The 18,200-nt window shown below is 58.4% G+C and carries 16 protein-coding genes and 1 tRNA gene; 6 read left to right on the forward strand and 11 right to left on the reverse strand.

The features are described 5' to 3' along the window. Positions 1-6: 6 nt before the first annotated feature. From ACZ5C3_RS24600 to ACZ5C3_RS24620, 5 genes are all read right to left on the reverse strand, one after another. The gene (locus ACZ5C3_RS24600) at positions 7-1,497 is read right to left on the reverse strand and encodes a pyridoxal phosphate-dependent decarboxylase family protein (RefSeq protein ID WP_464033754.1); all 1,491 of its coding nucleotides are present in this window, start codon (positions 1,495-1,497) and stop codon (positions 7-9) included. 411 nt (positions 1,498-1,908) lie between these two features. Continuing rightward, positions 1,909-3,468: a DUF262 domain-containing protein gene (locus ACZ5C3_RS24605; RefSeq protein WP_464033755.1), complete on the reverse strand. Its 1,560-nt coding sequence runs from the start codon at positions 3,466-3,468 to the stop codon at positions 1,909-1,911. Next, positions 3,465-4,400, reverse strand: a complete 936-nt coding sequence (locus ACZ5C3_RS24610) for a nucleotidyltransferase family protein (RefSeq protein WP_464033756.1) — start codon at positions 4,398-4,400, stop codon at positions 3,465-3,467. The genes ACZ5C3_RS24605 and ACZ5C3_RS24610 overlap by 4 nt, the downstream gene beginning before the upstream one ends. Before the next feature lie 264 nt (positions 4,401-4,664). Continuing rightward, positions 4,665-4,739: transfer RNA gene (locus ACZ5C3_RS24615), tRNA-Glu, on the reverse strand. A 187-nt stretch (positions 4,740-4,926) separates the two neighbouring features. Continuing rightward, positions 4,927-5,259 carry a hypothetical protein gene (locus tag ACZ5C3_RS24620; protein WP_464033757.1) on the reverse strand — a complete coding sequence of 111 codons (333 nt, stop codon included), beginning with the start codon at positions 5,257-5,259 and terminating at the stop codon, positions 4,927-4,929. On the opposite strand from ACZ5C3_RS24620, the gene ACZ5C3_RS24625 reads away from it, so the two are divergent. Next, on the forward strand, positions 5,258-6,271 hold the full coding sequence (locus ACZ5C3_RS24625; protein WP_464033758.1) for an RluA family pseudouridine synthase: 1,014 nt from the start codon (positions 5,258-5,260) through the stop codon (positions 6,269-6,271). The genes ACZ5C3_RS24620 and ACZ5C3_RS24625 overlap by 2 nt on opposite strands. A 217-nt stretch (positions 6,272-6,488) precedes the next feature. Further along, the gene (gene rpoH, locus ACZ5C3_RS24630) at positions 6,489-7,385 is read left to right on the forward strand and encodes an RNA polymerase sigma factor RpoH (RefSeq protein WP_464044339.1); all 897 of its coding nucleotides are present in this window, start codon (positions 6,489-6,491) and stop codon (positions 7,383-7,385) included. Positions 7,386-7,508: 123 nt separating this feature from the next. Here rpoH and ACZ5C3_RS24635 read toward each other — a convergent pair whose 3' ends face one another. Together ACZ5C3_RS24635 and ACZ5C3_RS24640 are read right to left on the reverse strand one after the other, a co-directional pair. Next, on the reverse strand, positions 7,509-7,934 hold the full coding sequence (locus tag ACZ5C3_RS24635; RefSeq protein WP_464033759.1) for a hypothetical protein: 426 nt from the start codon (positions 7,932-7,934) through the stop codon (positions 7,509-7,511). A gap of 320 nt (positions 7,935-8,254) precedes the next feature. Beyond that, complete coding sequence (locus tag ACZ5C3_RS24640) at positions 8,255-8,554, reverse strand: hypothetical protein (protein WP_464033760.1); 300 nt, start codon at positions 8,552-8,554, stop codon at positions 8,255-8,257. Between the two features lie 454 nt (positions 8,555-9,008). Here ACZ5C3_RS24640 and ACZ5C3_RS24645 point away from each other — a divergent pair, with 454 nt between their 5' ends. After that, positions 9,009-9,227 carry a hypothetical protein gene (locus ACZ5C3_RS24645; protein ID WP_464033761.1) on the forward strand — a complete coding sequence of 73 codons (219 nt, stop codon included), beginning with the start codon at positions 9,009-9,011 and terminating at the stop codon, positions 9,225-9,227. A 110-nt stretch (positions 9,228-9,337) separates the two neighbouring features. On the opposite strand, the gene ACZ5C3_RS24650 is transcribed toward ACZ5C3_RS24645, so the two are convergent. The 3 genes from ACZ5C3_RS24650 to ACZ5C3_RS24660 all read right to left on the reverse strand — a co-directional run bounded on the left by ACZ5C3_RS24650 (position 9,338) and on the right by ACZ5C3_RS24660 (position 12,971). Next, positions 9,338-9,973: a formyltransferase family protein gene (locus tag ACZ5C3_RS24650; RefSeq protein WP_464033762.1), complete on the reverse strand. Its 636-nt coding sequence runs from the start codon at positions 9,971-9,973 to the stop codon at positions 9,338-9,340. A 54-nt stretch (positions 9,974-10,027) separates the two neighbouring features. After that, a complete protein-coding gene (locus ACZ5C3_RS24655; RefSeq protein ID WP_464044340.1) occupies positions 10,028-11,593 on the reverse strand; it encodes a hypothetical protein in 1,566 nt (521 codons plus the stop codon). An 85-nt stretch (positions 11,594-11,678) separates the two neighbouring features. After that, positions 11,679-12,971, reverse strand: a complete 1,293-nt coding sequence (locus tag ACZ5C3_RS24660) for an adenylosuccinate synthase (RefSeq protein ID WP_464033763.1) — start codon at positions 12,969-12,971, stop codon at positions 11,679-11,681. Positions 12,972-13,196: 225 nt separating this feature from the next. On the opposite strand from ACZ5C3_RS24660, the gene ACZ5C3_RS24665 reads away from it, so the two are divergent. The 3 genes from ACZ5C3_RS24665 to ACZ5C3_RS24675 all read left to right on the forward strand — a co-directional run bounded on the left by ACZ5C3_RS24665 (position 13,197) and on the right by ACZ5C3_RS24675 (position 16,350). Continuing rightward, entirely contained in the window at positions 13,197-14,144 is a 948-nt protein-coding gene (locus ACZ5C3_RS24665; protein WP_464044341.1) for a DMT family transporter, read from the forward strand. A gap of 104 nt (positions 14,145-14,248) precedes the next feature. Next, positions 14,249-15,193 (forward strand): DMT family transporter, encoded by a 945-nt coding sequence (locus ACZ5C3_RS24670; RefSeq protein WP_464033764.1) that lies wholly within the window; start codon positions 14,249-14,251, stop codon positions 15,191-15,193. Between the two features lie 218 nt (positions 15,194-15,411). Then, positions 15,412-16,350, forward strand: a complete 939-nt coding sequence (locus ACZ5C3_RS24675; protein WP_464038423.1) for a Bug family tripartite tricarboxylate transporter substrate binding protein — start codon at positions 15,412-15,414, stop codon at positions 16,348-16,350. A 110-nt stretch (positions 16,351-16,460) separates the two neighbouring features. On the opposite strand, the gene ACZ5C3_RS24680 is transcribed toward ACZ5C3_RS24675, so the two are convergent. Beyond that, positions 16,461-18,149, reverse strand: a complete 1,689-nt coding sequence (locus ACZ5C3_RS24680) for a methyl-accepting chemotaxis protein (protein WP_464038424.1) — start codon at positions 18,147-18,149, stop codon at positions 16,461-16,463. Positions 18,150-18,200: the final 51 nt, after the last annotated feature.

Here is an 18,200-nt window from a genome sequence, read left to right on the forward strand (position 1 = left end):
CAGCTATCAGCGGGTCTGCCGGGCCGTCGAAAACTCGCTTTGTCTTGATGCCACATCCGAGGTGCTTCCAACCGTCTCCGCAGCTAATTCTATTAGTGAAGAAACGAACCGATCGATGTCGGAGACGGTGGTGCGATGGTTGACTATGGCTGCGCGCAATACGGGGTGACCGTCGAGATAAGTCAGCGAAGGGGCTGCCACGCCGCTGTCGTGTAACGCTTCGACCAGCCTTGGATTCCGTTGATCGGCGTCGTCAGATGTGAGCCCGAAGCAAACGATGTTCAGCGTCACCGGCGAGTGCACGACAAACAAACCACTCGCTTGTAGCTGAGCGGCCAGGTAGCGGGCGACTTCACAACATTGAGCCATCGCCGCGCCGAGCTGCATTGTGCCGAAGGTTTGCAATGTCACCCAGGTCTTCAGCGCCCGAAACCCTCGGGAGAGATCAGGACCGAGATCACAGGGCCAGATGTCCCGCCTGGCAAGCCCGCTGCCCGCGCGAGAAAGATACGCCGCTTCGCTGGAGAAGGTCTCGAGGTGGAGTTTGGAATCGCGGATCATCACGAAACCAGCATCATAAGGCACATGCATCCATTTGTGAAAATCAAGCGCAACCGAATCAGCCAGATTGATGCCATGTAACAGCGGACGCAACTCATCAGAGAGCGCCGCCACGGCGCCAATGGCGCCGTCGATATGCAACCAAAGGTCTTGCGCCTGGGCGATATTGGCAATGGCAGCAATCGGGTCGAGCGCACCCGTATTCACGCTACCGGCGGTAGCCACGACCAGAAAAGGCATAAAACCGGCGGCACGATCGGCGGTGATCGCCGTCTCCAGCGCGTCGATCCGCATCGCTCGCGTTTCATCTGTTGCGATCAGACGAAGCTGCTCCGAACCTAGCCCGGCGATTTCCATCGCTTGACTGATGCATTGGTGCGCTTCACTTGAGGCATAGGCAGTCAGGCGTGTCGGGATCGCTTGCAATCCACTGCGACGAACCGAGGTGCCGAGGCATTTTGTACGCGCAACCAAGACCGCAATGAAGTTTGCCATGGAAGAACCAGTGACGAAAAGACCGGAGCAATCCAAGGGCAGTCCAAGCGCTTCCGCCATCCAGCGGGTTACCTGTCGCTCGACTTCAAGCCCAATATGATTGCGTCCACCGCAATTCGCATTCAGGCCCGCAGCAATCATTTCGGCCACCATACCCACCGGCGTGCCAGCTCCGTGAACCCACCCCATGAACAGCGGATGAGTATTGCCGGTGACGTAAGGAACAATCAGCCGATCGACATCCGTGAGGACCGCATCAAAATTGCGCGAAGCTGACGGAAGCGGAGTACGAAAAGCTGCGCGGATGTCGTCCGGAGCCTCCTGCCATACCGGTCGTTCGCGGACTGAGCGCAGATGCTCGATTATTGTATCGAGTGCACGATGAGCGCTGGCACGGAATGCATCCCAGTCGGCCGGGTCGAGATCTCTATCCATCGCCATGCATGATCCACGCTGTCCATCCAATTCCCAGCCGGATCAATTATGGCCTGTGTCCAGACGATTCGTCGAATTAAAGACCGATCTGGATCATCACTGCAGGTCATCTGGCAAGGATCGATAGCAGTGCCGATACGTCGGTCTTGTTAGAATGTCCAGCGAGGTTCGCAGAGCTCTAACGAATTGGCGCTCCCTGGGGGAGACGAAGGGCGACTCAGAAAGCCCCGAAATAACAAGCACAAATCTACGCTGCTGCTGCCGGGTTGCTACCACCGGTTATTACCACTGACAAGCGAGGAAGTGGCGCGCCCTTTAGACGGACAGCCTGCCAGCTGTGACCCCTCCTCAATAACAAATTAGCCTCCGACGGCCCAGTAGGGCTCTCAGCCTTTTGCAGCTAGCGAGAGAGTCTAGCTAGTCAGGCATTTCCTGCATAACGTCCACCGACATGCGGATTGAAGACGCGCGCGACAGCAGGGCTTGACGGACTTCGCCCCTCTTGAGCTGCCGAATGACTCGAGGGCTCATAAATTGAGCGTCCAACAGATGAGGAAACCGCTCAATGGCGCGCTCAAGGTCCTCTGGGCCCGCTCTCCAACTGCTCACGAACTCTGGTGGCACGTAAAGGACGTTAGCAATCGTCCTCGCGGACGAAACTTGTCTCCCAAAAAACTCTGAAAGAGCAGGCCTGTCGACGATAGGCACAAACTGCTCGTAGGGGACACTCGCAAGAGGTAGCTCCTTGAACAAGCCGTTTCGAACGAGCATTTGCACGTACGCAACGCTAGTAGCCTTTCCACGAAGGAATCGCTTAGTGATCAATTCGATTGGCCTTAGATCACGGGACGGGCTCTGGATGTCGGCCCCGTCCTTCAACTGACTTACAAGTTCGTCGATCATACGAACCAACGCATGATCAGGACGTCCCTTGAGTGCCTCGTAGAAGCTGGTTGTTGTGAACCAATACCTTAGACGAGTTCTGATCTGGCTGAGGTTCACGTTCTCCCTTGCCAATGTCAAAAGTAAAAGCCATTGAGCTTCGTAAGGTAAGGCGTCGGCGCTTGACATACCGCACTCAGCCGCAACGAATCGCACGCATTTATGTAATTTTTCCCGAAGTGTTTGTACTGCGTGGTGCAGACGCTTAGCCGAAATGTTCCGCAGCTCCATCAATATGTTTGGAAGAGGTTGCAAGCCAACAAAAATGCCTAATGCCTTGAGCAGGGTCTCATCCTCAAAGCGGAAGCCCTTCTCCTCTAGCTCTGCCTGCAACGCTTCAAGCTCGTCAGATAGATCGAAATCGTCTGACCACGTAAGAGCTCGCATGAAATCGACGACCCCAAGGCGCACACCGGTTGAGTTTATCCGCTCGAAAATACTGACGACCTCAGTGGGGCTTCTCTCCGTTATGCTAACAACGGGCACCATGTATTCTTGAAACACTGAAAGCAGATTTATCGCCCTCTCCAATAGAACGTCACTGCCTGTAAGACTTGCTAGACTTTTCTGTTGCTCTAGGAATGCACGAGGGTGGAAGATTGATTGGAGGGGAATAGTCCGCTCTGCGCTCGCCACATCACGCGCGTGCAAGAATGTTTCTTCTTCTAAGTCAAAGTAAATTTCAAACCTGTCGTCTTCTGGGACTTCTTCGCGATTGAACACTCCGTTCAAGGCGCTCAATCGCTGCACTCCGTCGAGCACAAAGCTCGCTGGATAGCGCTCTTCGGTAAGCGGGAAACCTACCATGGACTTCTTGACGCTTCTGAAGACTGCGCGGTCGACGCGCCAAAGCAGGATGCTGCCAATGGGAAAACCGCGATAGACGCTTTCGAGAAGCTCAAGAACTTGCTTCTCTTCCCAGACAAAGTCCCGCTGAAACGGCGGAACGCGATAGTCTCCACTTCTTATCCGTCGAAATATTGTTGGTAGATGCTCGACCGTGGGTGTCGGTGGAGATGTACTTGTCTTCTTCATTGAGAAGCTTCCGTTGAAAAGGGCTCGGATTGACCGCTTGATAAGCCGTCGTCGATTAGCACCTCGGAGGCAGACTGGACGTCGGGCGCAGCAACTCCTGCGTTAATCTCGGTCGCACCTGAGGTAACTGCGGCCTTTTCGGGCCCTGTAACAGCTTTCTCCTCAGTATCTTCATAGAGCTGTAAAATCATTCCCTCGAGCATATGAAGCGTGTGGCTAAGATAAGAGGCTGAAAAACGCGCAGAACGATAGTCCCACTTCCAAGAGTGAGGGTCTTTCGGTGCGACATTTCGTTCCTTGTCGTAAAATCGGTGGGTTAGCTCATAGAGCATGTGCTGCATTTCCGTAGTGATCTGAACTTCGAACAAGAGCGCTTCGGCGAACTCTTGCCAACTTTGATCAACCAGGTTCACGGGAATGCTTATGTAAACGTGATGAGCATAGTAGCCCTCATCCTTAGTTTGAGCTCTCGAATTCGCCTTGAGCCCTAACGCCGTAGCCTTCTTGATAATTTCTTGAGCGATTTTTGCGGGCTCGTCGATGTGGCGACACACCAGTGTCGATCGAACGAGATCATTGATCCTGCCAAACATGTTCCGTGGATTGATCCAGCCGCCTTTAGGGGGTTGATCAAATCTCCGATTGTTCAGGACGTTCATCCGATAGAGCTTCGATAAAATCGAAGGATAGCTCTTAGCGTGAAGCTGGAAATCTCGGCTCACGATATTGATGGGCAGTCGGTGAGACGTCACCTGATGGTCTATGACAAGCTGTTCAATGAAGGCAACAAACGAGTGCTGCTCAACTTGAGTGCGGGCAGACTGGATATTTGTGTTGACCCACGTCTGGAGCGACCTGTCGTCGATGTCGAAGCCGAGCGTTTGTTTGCAAAAAGCCCCAAACTCTTCAAACGTCGGTTTCTTGATGGTCATTCGAGCCCGGATATCTTCCGAAAGGACCCGAAAAGCCCGCGCGCTATGTCCTTTCCCCTTCAACAAACTATCGGTATGCGCGCACTCTCGCAACCTATACTCGTACCCCCATGCGAGCACCTTGGCGTGCACGTATTCTAGCAGGCCTCATTTGGGCGCCGTTGAGTGTCGCGCGGAGCACCGCTTTAGAGCCCCGGATGGAGAGCGCCTTGTAAGCGCTTCGGCTTCTCGAAGTGTGCGGTCCATCAGCGACGGCGTGCGCACTGGCGCTCCCTAGGGGAATCGAACCCCTGTTTCAGCCTTGAGAGGGCCGCGTCCTAACCGCTAGACGAAGGGAGCAAGCGCGAGGGCAACGGAATAACCTCGAAACGCCGCTGCCGCAAGGTGGAGACTTGCATCTCCTGCATTCCCCGCAGGTTTTTGGATAGACTGGTTACCTGCGGGCTTTGGGACCAGTTCCCAAACAAGGGAGCTTGGCCGCCTGCCCGCGTATTGGCGCCTCGCGGCTGGTCTGCGTATTTGAGCCTTACGGCTCGTTCGCAAATTTAAGCCGGCCGGCCGGCTTCAGGGTCTTGGCGTCAAAGGTGCGGATTTCGGTCTCGCCGCGGATATCGATCGTTACCGCCAGCCGGTCGCCGGCGGCGGCCGTCGAGACGATCCGCGCCCCCTTCGGCAGAGTGGCCGTGATGTCGGCCGTTGAACCACTTCCATCGGTCTTGAAAAGACGGTAGCCGATGACAACCAGCAGCGCGCCGACGCCGACCGCAGTGGTCAGGCCGGCAATCACCATCATCCGGCGCACCCGCGCGATCAGGGCAGCTTGCTCAGGGGTCGGATCGGGCGCAACAGTTTCAGTCATGCAAGACTCTTTTGAAAACGAGACGAACCGCCATGAAGTGACGGTGGAGGGCGATGAAGGATCCCGGCGGCTGGATCGCGTGCTGGCGGTGCGCAGCCCGGACCTCTCCCGCTCGCGCCTGAAGGCGCTGATCCTCGCCGGGCAGGTGAGCGTCGGGCCCAACCCGGTGCGGGACCCCGCTTATCATGTCAATGCCGGGGATACGATCACAATCGACGTGCCTCCCGCCGCGGCCGCCGAGCCCGAGGGAGAGGACATCCCGCTCGATATCGTCTTTGAGGATGACGACATCATTGTCGTCAACAAGCCGAAGGGGCTCGTGGTCCACCCCGCCGCGGGGCATGAAAGCGGCACATTGGTGAACGCGCTGATCGCCCATTGCGGGGCCAGCCTTTCCGGCATCGGCGGCGTGAAACGGCCCGGAATCGTGCATCGCCTCGACAAGGACACCACCGGCCTGATGGTGGTCGCCAAGAACGACCGCGCCCATCAGTCGCTGTCGGCGCAGTTCGCGGACCACGGCCGCACCGGCGAAATGCGCCGCGGCTATATGGCATTTGCGTGGGGATCCCCCGGCCGGCAGCGCGGCACGGTCGACCAGCCCATCGACCGCCATCCCTACAACCGGGAAAAAATGGCGGTGCGCCAGGGTGGCCGCGAGGCCATCACCCATTGGGAGATCCTGGAGAGTTTCACAGGACAAGACAGTAAGCCGGTCGCATCCCTGCTTGCCTGCCAGCTTGAGACCGGCCGCACTCACCAGATCCGGGTCCACCTCGCTCATCTCGGCCATCCTCTGATGGGAGACGAAGTCTACGGTGCCGGCTTCAAGACCAAGGCCCACCAGCTCGGCCCGCAAAGCCAGGCGGCGCTCACATCATTGGGGCGTCAGGCCCTCCATGCATATTTGCTGGTCCTGGAGCATCCCTCGACTGGAGAAATTCTTCATTGGGAGACGCCGCTGCCGGAGGATTTGGTTCTTCTCGAGGCCGCACTCCGTAGCACAAGCTAATTCGGGCGCGCCAAAAAGCCGCATGGTTACATATGTTTAACCAGCGTCACAAGAACGTGACCCCTTTTTGTTCTTCCCCTCGCGGCTTCGATTGGTGTATGTTTCACCTGCGCTCGGGATTGGCCCGAGCGGAACATTGCAGCGCCGCTGGCTTTGACACAGCAGCAGGCCTGCCTGGCCCGCCTCTCTAGGGGGCCTGAACAATGGAGGGCGCAATATGGCCCGTGCCGCCACGCTTCCGGTTCTCAATGGAGAATCCGGCCTTGCTCATTACCTCGCCGAAATTCGCAAATTCCCGATGCTTGAGCCGCAAGAGGAATACATGCTGGCCAAGCGTTGGCGCGAGCATGACGATCGCGATGCGGCGCATAAGCTCGTCACCAGCCACTTGCGACTCGTGGCCAAGATCGCCATGGGCTATCGCGGCTACGGCCTGCCGATTTCCGAAGTCGTCTCTGAAGGCAACGTCGGCCTGATGCAGGCGGTGAAACGCTTTGAGCCCGAAAAGGGCTTCCGTCTTGCCACCTACGCAATGTGGTGGATCAAGGCGTCGATACAAGAGTACATCCTGCGTTCGTGGTCGCTCGTCAAAATGGGCACCACCGCGAACCAGAAGAAGCTGTTCTTCAATCTGCGTAAGGCGAAGAGCAAGATCTCGGCGCTTGAGGAGGGTGATATGCACCCCGATCAGGTGAAGCAGATCGCGACCCGCCTCGGCGTTGCGGAGCAGGACGTCATCGACATGAACCGCCGCCTGGGTGGTGACGCGTCGCTGAACGCACCGATCCGCGACGACGGCGAACCGGGTGAATGGCAGGACTGGCTGGTGGATACGTCGCCAAACCAGGAAGCCATCATGGCGGAGAGCGAGGAGTTCGATCATCGCCGCAACGCGCTTGTGGGCGCGATGGGCGTGCTCAACAGCCGCGAACGCCGCATCTTCGAAGCGCGACGTCTGGCTGATGATCCGATGACGCTGGAAGATCTTGCCGCCGAATTCGGCGTGTCACGCGAGCGCGTGCGCCAGATCGAGGTCCGCGCGTTCGAGAAGGTGCAGGCTGCGGTCAAGACCGCGATCGCCAAGCAAGAGCGCGAGTTGGAGCCAGCGTACTAATCGCCCGCGACACGTGAATCGAAAAGCCGGCCCCTCAGGCCGGCTTTTTTGTTGCGAGAGTTTGAACCCTCGCCGTTCACGCTTATGCGCGAGCGGGCGCCGAGCGCGTCGTCGAATGCCCTTTCAGAGATAATCCCTGAAGTAAGCCGCCAGATCGTCATCATTGTCGAGTGCTCCGAAATAAACCGGCTCATCCAGCAAAAGCGCACTGGCTTGCGTTTTGTAATCCGGCGAGACGTCGTCGACCCCCGGCAATGGTTGCGCCAGGATATCCCGGTAATTCTTGTAGGCGTCGGCGTCACCGCTGAAAATGCAATTGCAGTGGCCGGGATCGGCATACACATAGCGCGTCATACCGCCCGCCTTGTGCACGACAAAACGATGCGGCGGCAACGCGTTGAGCGCGCGGCGACTGGCTTCATCGTTGGCAAACCGCGCTCGAAAGCCAGCAGACTCAAGATAGAATCCGTTCTTCTCCAGAAACGCCTTGCTCGGTGCGACATATTGAGCCGCGAGCGGCCACGCCACCAGAGCAAGAACCAGCGTCAATCCGGGCATTCTGACAAAATGAGACGCGCGCCACCGGGCAATCATGAGGGACCTTTGCAATCAATTCGAATGAAATAAAAAACATATTGAGCTCCGGCATACTGCCACAACTCAGGACAAACGCGAGGCAATATCTGAAGTGCAGCCGGCAGCTTCGCTGTTAACGTCTTCCGCGAATGGATCGATAGTTCAGATAGGGCGCCGTTTCACGCGTCACCTGAACTCATGTGATTCAAATCACACGAACTTCACGTAAGCGACCGTTGCAAGCTCTTGATGAAAAATGGCGACGAGGGCCTGCGGCAAGCACGGCCTTGGATTCAGTTCACCTTGCCTTCCGGCTTTTTTGCCGAGGTGCCCATCAGCAGAGCGTTGTTCAATGTGTCCCGCAGGTTCACCGCAGCCGCGGCAGTCATACGCAGGTGTGCTACCGCTTTGACTCGGCTCTTCACCTTCCCATGCGGCGCAGCCTCGATGAGTCCGGCTGCCAGCATGACGTTGATCAAGCCGCTGTTGTTGCCGTAGGTCGGACAGATCTCAAAGAAAATGATCGGCGCATCCATCGTGCCTTCCACTGGAAGATAATTTGGATCAACGGGCACGGAGGGATCTTCAGCCATGGCAATTCCTCGAATTCATTTTTGATGGGAAAAAGATGTGGATGAAAAAGATGCGCGCATCAGCTTTTTTTGACGGCATCTTTCCCGACCAGATCCCGTTTCTGACAGTTGTGTGAAGTCATGCATCGTTACGGGTGAAATGTCGATTCGACATCACTAGATGTAGATCGGTTCCATGAATCTTCTCCAAGACTTTCGCTTTCGTCACATGTCTGAAGAAGATGTGAATAGAGCAATTCCACAGTCACATCATCGTATCTGCACTTCGCTTCACGCAGGTGACTCATATCTGCCCTAATGGGAAGACATAGTCCGCACGCTCAATGAGCAAGCGCGATCGGGAATAAATCGAAACCGATTTTTCTGATCGCGCTCTCGTTTTGGAATATCGGAAGACCGCACGACCCTACCGTCAAACGCCCATCGGCGGATCGTGCGAAATCAGGAGACGAAGATGATCAACCGCTCGCCGGAAAAATTCGATCCCGATTACGTTGCCACCCTCAGGAAAATTCTGGACGTTGCCGTGGAGCAGATCGCGGTGGAGAATCGTACGCCTGCGACCAAGGCGAAGATGGCGCAAACAATCGTACGAGAAGCTGCTGACGGCGTGACGGATGCCGGCGTGCTGGTTTCGCGCGCGGTTCGCGTGGGCGAGACTCCCGCAGCGTAAAAGTTCTTCTCGCCTTTCCTTGCGCGGGAAAGGCGACGCGCGACGCCGAGGGGCGTCTGCAGCATTCCTCTTAAAGAGAAATCAGATCGTGTCCTCGCGAGTGTCGCGGATTACGAATGCGATGAAGCTGCCCGCTTCGGCGCAGCGTGGGCGGCATCGGTATCGAGCTTGGGCGCATTCGTCGCGAACTGCTCATCCTGTGGTTTGGCTGGCAACGCACCATTGGCCTTCGCATGATCGATGACCTGTGCGAGCAGCTTGAGCCCGAGTGGTGCGAGGGCTCGTTCCCACAATTCGCGTGCGGTTTCACCTTTTTTGACAAAGCACCAGTCCTGCATCGCGATGGCACCGGCATCGAGCCGATCAGACAAATGATAGATCGTCCCACCTGCGATCGGATCACCCTCCCTGATGGTCCATTCCACTGCAGCAATGCCGCGGTGCCGCGGCAGCAATGAAGGGTGATACCCAATGCCGCCGTGCTTCGCGACTTTTAACGCGTCGTGGCTGACGCGCGCATGGCTATGGGCGGTGACAATAAGATCGGTCCCTGGTGCAATTTCTGAGGGAACGATGATTTTCGGCTGCGCCTGGACAACGACCTCGATACCAGCGTCGCGTGCGGCAGCGGCAAGCCTGTCCTCCCCATCAGCGACCACAACGCGAACGATATCGACGCCGTGACCGCGCAACATTTTCAGTGTCTCGACACCAAAGTGGCGCGAGCCAGCAAGCGTGATCTTCATGTCATAGCCCCAATATTTTTCTGCACACGGTCCGCCCGGACAACCAGATCACGCTTACTCACCCCAAGCGGTGAAAGCCTCGTTGAACGCGCGCTCGCCAGGCGCGCCTTTTTCGATGGCGATAATCGATCGGCGCTGGTTCGAGTAGACCAACGGAATGTCAAACCACGACCTCTCTTTGAGAAGCTGAAGGTTACGCGCCTTGTCAGCCTCGACATTCGACAATCCGACGAGGAAGAAACCGTCGGTCACCTTGACCGCGAGGCCAGCCAGAGGCGTTCCGCGGGCCTGTTCGTTCGACTTCATCAGGATACCGGGGACGTTGGCGACTGTGGCGCCGAAATCAGGCGGCAGTTGGAATGTCAGCTCAGCCGTGTGGCTGGCAGGAAGCGACGCATCATTGTTGCGACGGATCGACAGCGACATCTTGAACTTGCGTTCTGGAATTTCGATGTCGGCACGCACGCCGATATCCGGCGGCTGGCCAGGCTGCCCCTTCACAGGCTCAGTCCGCCAGACCACGGTGCCGACGTACTGCCTCCCCTGCGGCGAAGACGGATCTTCGTCGTACAACACAACGCGCTGCGCGACCGGCGCGACCTGGGTCGAACCCGGTTGACCGACGCGATCAGCAATTTTCGGACGCACGCCATTATCCTTGGGCGCCTCCGCGACCGGAGTCGGCTTGAGCATCGCCCGCAGCGACGGATAAACCTTCTGGTAGAAAAGATATCCCCCGCCAATCAGAGCGAGCAGGACGAGGACAGCGATAACAGCCTTGATCGGAAAGCGCCGAGCCGGCTTTTCGTCCTCATCTTTGAGGACGGGAATGTGACCGCGTGGACGGCCAGCCTGCGGCTGGTAGTGGCCCGCCTCTTCAGCGGACTCATCGTAGCTGTAAGGCGCGTCCGCTGCGCCATGCGGGTCACGATCATCCGCCGGCGGGGAGACATTCGAATAGGTCCGGCGCGCCGAACGATTAGCCTGTGCAGCGGCGCGACCGAGATCATCGGCGTCGGCGACGACATCGCGCATCCGCGGGCCGGAAGGAGCCCCTCCTCCGCGGATATCAGATGGGGAATCCGGTGCACGGCCTTCATCGCCTCGCGGCCGGGGGCCAGGCGGAGGCGCTTGAGGCCGCGGCGGCGGGGAAGGATCGGCTCGCAGATTGCGCGGGGGCCGCGCTTCCGGAGCGCCATCGGGACCGGGACGCAATGGCCGCTGAGTCGGTGGCGCAGGAGGCCGCGGGGTACGCGCGCTTTCTCTTAGTGCATCACCTGGACGGGCACCTTCACGGCGCGGTGGGGGCGGAAGTGCCTCGGCAGGAGTTTCCGGCGCCCGTTGTGAGGAAGGGGCCTCCGGGCGACTGCGCGGCTGCTCCGGGCGGGCGCTCTCTGCGACCGCGCGCTTGGCCGCATCGGCCTCGACACGACGCACCGCATCTTCGAGCGCGAGCCGCTCACGGGTGATTTCGGCTTCGCTCAAGGCTGGCTCAACACTGCGAAGCTGAGCGATCAGCGCCGTGCGGGCCCGCTCATAAAGCGCGCGCCGGCTTTCGCCGGGAGCACTGGGGTCCAGTCCGGCGATGGCGCGGGCAATCAGCGGGTAGTAGTCAGCCATCCTCGTCCAGTCTGCAGGATTCGGTGAAAATCCTGTTACCTAAAAAACATGATCGTGTCGGAAAACCGAGTCTCCGCCACCACCCTTACGCCTCAAACGGATTCTGTACGAGGATAGTATCCTCGCGTTCGGGGCTCGTGGAAAGCAGAGCGATCGGACAACCGACAAGTTCTTCGACCCGGCGCACATATTTGATGGCCTGCGCCGGCAGATCTGCCCATGAGCGGGCATTCGCCGTCGGTTCTTTCCATCCCTCGATGGTCTCGTAAATCGGGGTCACGCGGGCCTGAGCGCCTTCCCCGGCCGGGAGATGATCGATCTCCTTGCCGTCCAGCATGTAGCCGACGCACACCTGAATTTCGTCGAAACCATCAAGGATATCGAGCTTGGTCAGTGCCAGTCCATTAATACCGCTGGTGCGCGCCGTTTGCCTGACGAGCACGGCATCGAACCATCCGCAACGGCGCTTGCGGCCGGTGTTAACACCGAATTCCTTGCCTCGACGGCCGATCTCTTCTCCGATCTCATCCGTGAGCTCGGTCGGGAAAGGCCCCTGTCCGACCCGGGTCGTATAGGCTTTGCAGATGCCGAGCACATAACCGACGGCGCCCGGGCCCATGCCCGTTCCTGTTGCGGCCTGAGCCGCCACAGTGTTGGAAGAGGTCACGTAAGGATAGGTCCCGTGATCGACATCGAGCAAAGCGCCCTGCGCGCCTTCAAACAGGATGCGCTTGCCCTCGCGCCGCTTGTGGTCGAGCAGATTCCAGACCGAATCCGCAAACGGCAGAACGCGCGGAGCGATCTCGGTCAACTCCTTGACCAGTTCACCGGCATTGACCTCAGGCAAATTCAATCCGCGCCGCAGCGCGTTGTGGTGCGTCAGCAGACGCTCGATCTTGTGCGGCAGAGTTTGCGGATCGGCGAGGTCCATCAGCCTGATCGCGCGACGTCCCACCTTGTCTTCATAGGCCGGGCCAATGCCGCGCTGCGTGGTGCCGATCGCTGTTGCCTTATTGGCATTTTCACGAACAGCATCGAGCTCGCGATGCAGCGGTAAAATCAACGTCACATTCTCGGCAACGCGCAGGTTGTCCGGCGAGATCGCAACGCCCTGGCTCTTCAGCTTATCGAGCTCGGTCAAAAACGCCTGGGCGTCGAACACAACGCCATTGCCGATCACCGACAGCTTCGACGGCCGCAGCACGCCGGACGGAAGCAGCGCCAGCTTGTAGGTGTTACCATTGATGACGAGCGTGTGGCCCGCATTGTGACCGCCCTGGAAGCGAACGACGATGTCAGCCTGCTCCGACAACCAGTCGACGATCTTGCCTTTTCCTTCGTCGCCCCACTGGGCGCCGACGACGACAACATTGGCCATTTCGAGATGTTCTCCTGCAACCCGCAAATCCGCCGGAGCACCCGGCGCCTTGCAGCCAGGGCCGCTCGCATGCGAGGCATGTCACCGGATAACGGATGCGCGCATGGGACGCAAGCAAGAACGGCTGTTGACGCCCCCGCCGAATGTAACGCAAATCATTGATATCCCCAATAAAATCCGGGCAATCGAACGACCCGTAATTCCTGCCCCAATCCCGCCGGAAACATGAACGCTCCCGCCCCGCGAACGGACGCTCCGTGGCTCATGCAGCGGCCTTATCTGCTGCTCTCCCTTTGTTCGCTGTTCTGGGCTGGCAACATCGTGCTGGGCCGATTCGTGTCCTCGAGCTTTCCCCCGATGGCGCTGTCGTTTCTGCGCTGGGGGCTGGCTTGCCTGATCACCTTACCGTTTGCCTGGCGGGGCCTTCGGTCGGACTGGCCCGTCATCAGCAGGAATTGGCCCCTGCTGGCCTTCTTGTCCCTGACAGGTCTCGCTGGGTACAACGCTTTGGCCTATCTCGGACTGCAGTCGACGCAGGCCCTGAACGCCCTGCTGATCCAGTCATCAGGCCCCCTGTTTGTTGCGCTGTGGTCGCTGATCCTGCTCGGGGTTCGGATCACGTGGTCTCAGGCGGCGGGCATCGCGATCTCGCTCACAGGCGTACTCACCATTTTGTCGCGCGGCGATCCTTTGGCTCTGGCCTCCATTCACCTGAACACCGGCGACTTGTTCTTCACACTGGCACTGATCATTTTCGGCATCTATTCGGTGCTGAGCACCAAGCGGCCGAAGATAAATCCCCTGGCGTTCTTCTGCTTCACATCCGGCTTTGGAGCGCTGCTCCTCATTCCGGCCGTCGCCATCGAAGTCGCCTTCGGCAAAACGCCCGCTGTCACGCTCGATAACGGATTGGCTTTGGCCTACGTCGCCATCTTCCCCTCGACACTGGCCTATTTGTTTTTCAACCGCGGCGTGGAAATGATCGGCGCGAATCGCGCCGCGCCGTTCTTTCACCTGATGCCGGTTTTCGGATCGATCCTCGCCATCGTCTTTCTCGGCGAGCGGCCACAACCCTTCCACGGCGTCGGTTACGCGCTGGTGCTGGCAGGTGTGTTTATCGCGGCGCGCCGCGCCGCCGCAAAGAGCACCGAGTCGCCGGCGAGCAAGAGCTAGCAGCTGCACACTGCGCGATTACGCATTCTAGCAATCCGGTATTGTCACTTGTCCCGTGCTGGAAAACCGGCAGAACTCGACGGTAATTTCATCGCAAGAACAATATGACAGCCGCAGATCCGCCTTCGCTCCAGCCAACTTTCGCCTCGCGGCTAAGCAACCAGCCTTATCTGCTGTTAAGCCTGATGGCGTTGTTCTGGGCGGGGAACATTGTTCTCGGTCGATACGTTGCAGGTCATGTCCCGCCGTTCGCACTGACATTCGTTCGTTGGGCCGGCACTTTTCTGGTCGTCATTCCTTTCGCTTGGCCGCACCTGCGGCGCGACTGGCCATCGATGCGGCTCAGCCTGCCGTTGCTGGTGACGCTGTCCGCCACAGGTTTCGCGATCAACAACGCCCTGTCCTACTGGGGATTGCAGCACACACAGGCGCTGAATGCGTTGCTGATCCAGTCATCCGGGCCATTGTTCGTTGCGCTGTGGTCTCTGATCCTGTTCGGAGTTCGCTTGTCCTGGGCGCAAGCTACCGGCATCGTGATCTCTCTGGCCGGCGTGATGGTGATTATTTTACGCGGCAACATCGCCACACTGGCGGCAATCGAATTCAACGCCGGCGACATTATGTTCGCGGCAGCGTTGTCGGTTTTCGGTCTTTATTCGGCACTGATGCCGCGACGTCCAGCCACCAATCCCTTGTCGCTGATTGCCTTCACGACCGGCTGCGGTGCGCTCATGCTGCTGCCGCTCGTCGGTTGGGAGATTTCCACCGGCGACACGCTGCATTTCGATGCGTTGACACTGTCCACGATCGTCTTCGTGGTGATCTTCCCCTCGACGCTCGCCTACCTGTTTTTCAATCGCGGTATCGAATTGATCGGCCCTAATCGGGCTGCGCCGTTTTTTCATTTGGTGCCGGTATTCGGCTCCGTCATGGCAATCGTCTTCTTAGGCGAGAAGCCAGAACTGTTTCACCTGATCGGCTACATCATGGTGATTGCCGGTATCGTGATTGCGTCTCGCCGGAAATCCACCGCAGCTCAATCCCGTTAGCTGCGCCAAACTAACAAACGCTCGTCGTTTGATGCACTGCAACGCCGTTGAAGCCGCTCGCAATTCATTCCGACTTCGCGCAGTCTAATGCACGAACCGAATGGCTTCGGTCATTTCCTTGCGAATGACTGATGACCACAGAAAAACTCGGGCGGAGGAATGGAATGAAGGCTGCCAGGAAGATCTATTCGTCGATCATGGCCTTATGCGTGGTCGCGATGACGAGTGCGCTCTGCACCAACGCTGCATCGGCGCAAAGCGGGACGTATCCAAGCCATCCTATCACTCTGGTGCTGCCCTTCGCGGCCGGAAGCGGAACCGACACCACCACGCGTCTGATTTCGAAGGAACTTGGCGTGGCGCTCAATGCAGCAATAGTGATCGACAACAAGGCCGGCGCCAACGGATCGATCGCGGCGAGTTACGTCGCGCGCTCGGAGCCGGACGGCTACACACTGTTCGTCACCACGAATACCAGCCACTCGGCCAATCCATATCTCCTCAAGAACATGACCTACGATCCGGTCAAGGATTTCACCCCGATCGCACGGACCGGCGATTTACCGTTCATGCTGGTGATCAATCCCGAGATCCCCGCCAATTCAGTTGCTGATCTGATCGCGCTGGCCAAGAAAGAGCCGGGAAAATACACATATGCCAGTGGCAGTTCCTCGGCGATCGTCTCCGGCGCAACGTTCGCGCGCCTTGCGGGAATCGATCTTCTTCACGTTCCCTACAAGAGCTCTCCACCCGCGCTCACGGATGTCATCGCCGGACGCGTGAGCATGATGTTCGTCGATGTGCCGACAGCTCTTCCGCATGTGAACGCGAAGGCGCTAAAAGCGCTTGCCGTGACGACAAATTATCGTTCCGCGCTATTGCCCGATCTTCCCACAATGGACGAAGCGGGCGTAAAGGGCTTCGACGTCACGTCATGGCAGGGTTATTTCGGCCCAGCCAACATGCCGAAAGAGGTCGTGACGAAACTGAACACCGAGATCCGCAAGGTTGTCGAACGCCCCGATATCAAGAAGGAGCTCGCAAACCGTGGCATGGAAGCCTTCTCTGGCACGCCGGAAGAGTTCGACGCCTTCGTGAAAGATCAGCTCGTGGTGTGGAAGCGGCTGATCACCGATGCAGGCATTGAGCCACAATAGGCCAGCTATCGTGGTGGTTCAGAAGTTCGCTACGAGGTGCACTGCAGTATGCAGGCGAACTTCGGATTCAGGACACTCGTGTCTCTCCCCGCTCGCGGGGAGAGACCAAATTATGCTGCGCGGACCTTGCCCAGGAATTCATCCACTGCAGATCGCAGCATTCCAGACTGATTATCGAGTTCCCGCGCGCTTGAGAGCACGTCCGATGCTGCGGAGCCGGCGGCTGCCGCAGCAGAACTAACGCCGCCGATGTGATCGCTGATCTCGTTCGATCCGGCAGCAACCGACTGGATGTTGCGCGCAATTTCGCGGGTCGCTGCGCCCTGCTCTTCCACAGCGCTTGAGATATTCATCGTGATCTCGCTCATCCGCGAGATCGTCTGGGTAATGCCGCCGATGGCCTGCACTGCCTCGCTCGTTGTTGACTGCATGGCGGTCACCTGAGCGGAAATTTCCTCGGTCGCCTTGGCGGTCTGGTTGGCAAGTGCCTTTACTTCAGAAGCCACCACCGCGAAGCCGCGACCTGCTTCACCCGCACGGGCAGCTTCAATCGTCGCATTGAGCGCGAGAAGATTCGTCTGCGCTGCGATGCTATGGATCAGCTGAACAACCTCACCGATCTTTTCTGCACCTGCCGACAAAACCTGTACCGTAGCGTTGGTGCGCTCGGCGTCACCCACCGCCTTGCTGGCGATCTCGTTCGACTGACTGACCTGCCGCGAAATTTCCGCGACCGAACTGGACAGCTCTTCCGCCGCGGCCGCGACAGTGCTGACATTGGAGGATGCCTTCTCGGAAGCCGAGCCGACGGTTGCTGCGCGCGCACTCGCATCGCTTGCGGTCGACGTCATGGATTGCGCCGTTGTCTGCATGCCGGCTGCGGATGCCGACACGGAGCGGACAATGCCGTTGACACTGCGCTCGAATTCGCTGGCAAGACTTTCCATCGTGGCACGGCGCTCGGCAGCAACACGTTGCTGCGTCGCCTCTTCGGCCCGCTCCAATTCGCGCATACGCATGGCATTGTCCTTAAAGACCTGAACAGTGGTCGCCATCTTTCCGATTTCATCGCGGCGGTCGGTGCCGGGGATCGGCTGTTCGAGCTGACCGTCAGCCAGCGTCTTCATCCGGCCGCCGAGGAGACCGAGTGGAAGTGTAATGCTGCGGCCGAGCAGCCAAGCGACAGCACCTGCGAACACACCAATGATCAGAATAGCAAGACCGAGCGTCCAGACGACCGGCATCAGCTTTGCATCGAGGTCATCCAGATAAGCACCTGTCCCGACGAAAAGATTCCAGCTGGGGATCGCAACCGCATACGACAGCTTGCGGATCGGCTCTTTCTCGCCCGGCTTCACGTATTCGTATGTCAGAGTCACGTCGCCCTTGGCGGCAACGCCGTCGCGCAAATCACGGACGAGAGCACGACCATTGGTTTTGTTATCGAGGCGGTTGGTGCCGATCATCTTCGGATCGGGCGCAGCCACGGTCACACCATCCATCGTGTACGAAAAGAGATAGCCGTTACCGTTGTCAAAAGTCATGGTCTGGACGCGACGCGCAAACTCCGCGATCGCCGCATCCTTGGTCAACTGACCTGCCTCAACCTGCTTTTGCAACCCAAGCGCCAGATTGCGTGCTGTTTCGACGATCGCACGGGTTTGCTCAACCCGCGCATCCAGCATCAGTCTCTGCATGGTATTGGCTGCGAAAGCGCCCGCAGCGAGAAGGCCCAGCAAGGTAACACCCACCAGAATGCCGAGCTTGGCGGCGATGGGCAGATTGTTGATGAACTTCACAGTGACGCTCCGGAGACATTGGCGCGTACGCGCCATGGCGGTTTCGTCACA

This window comes from Afipia dichlorophenoxyacetatis, from assembly GCF_055386385.1.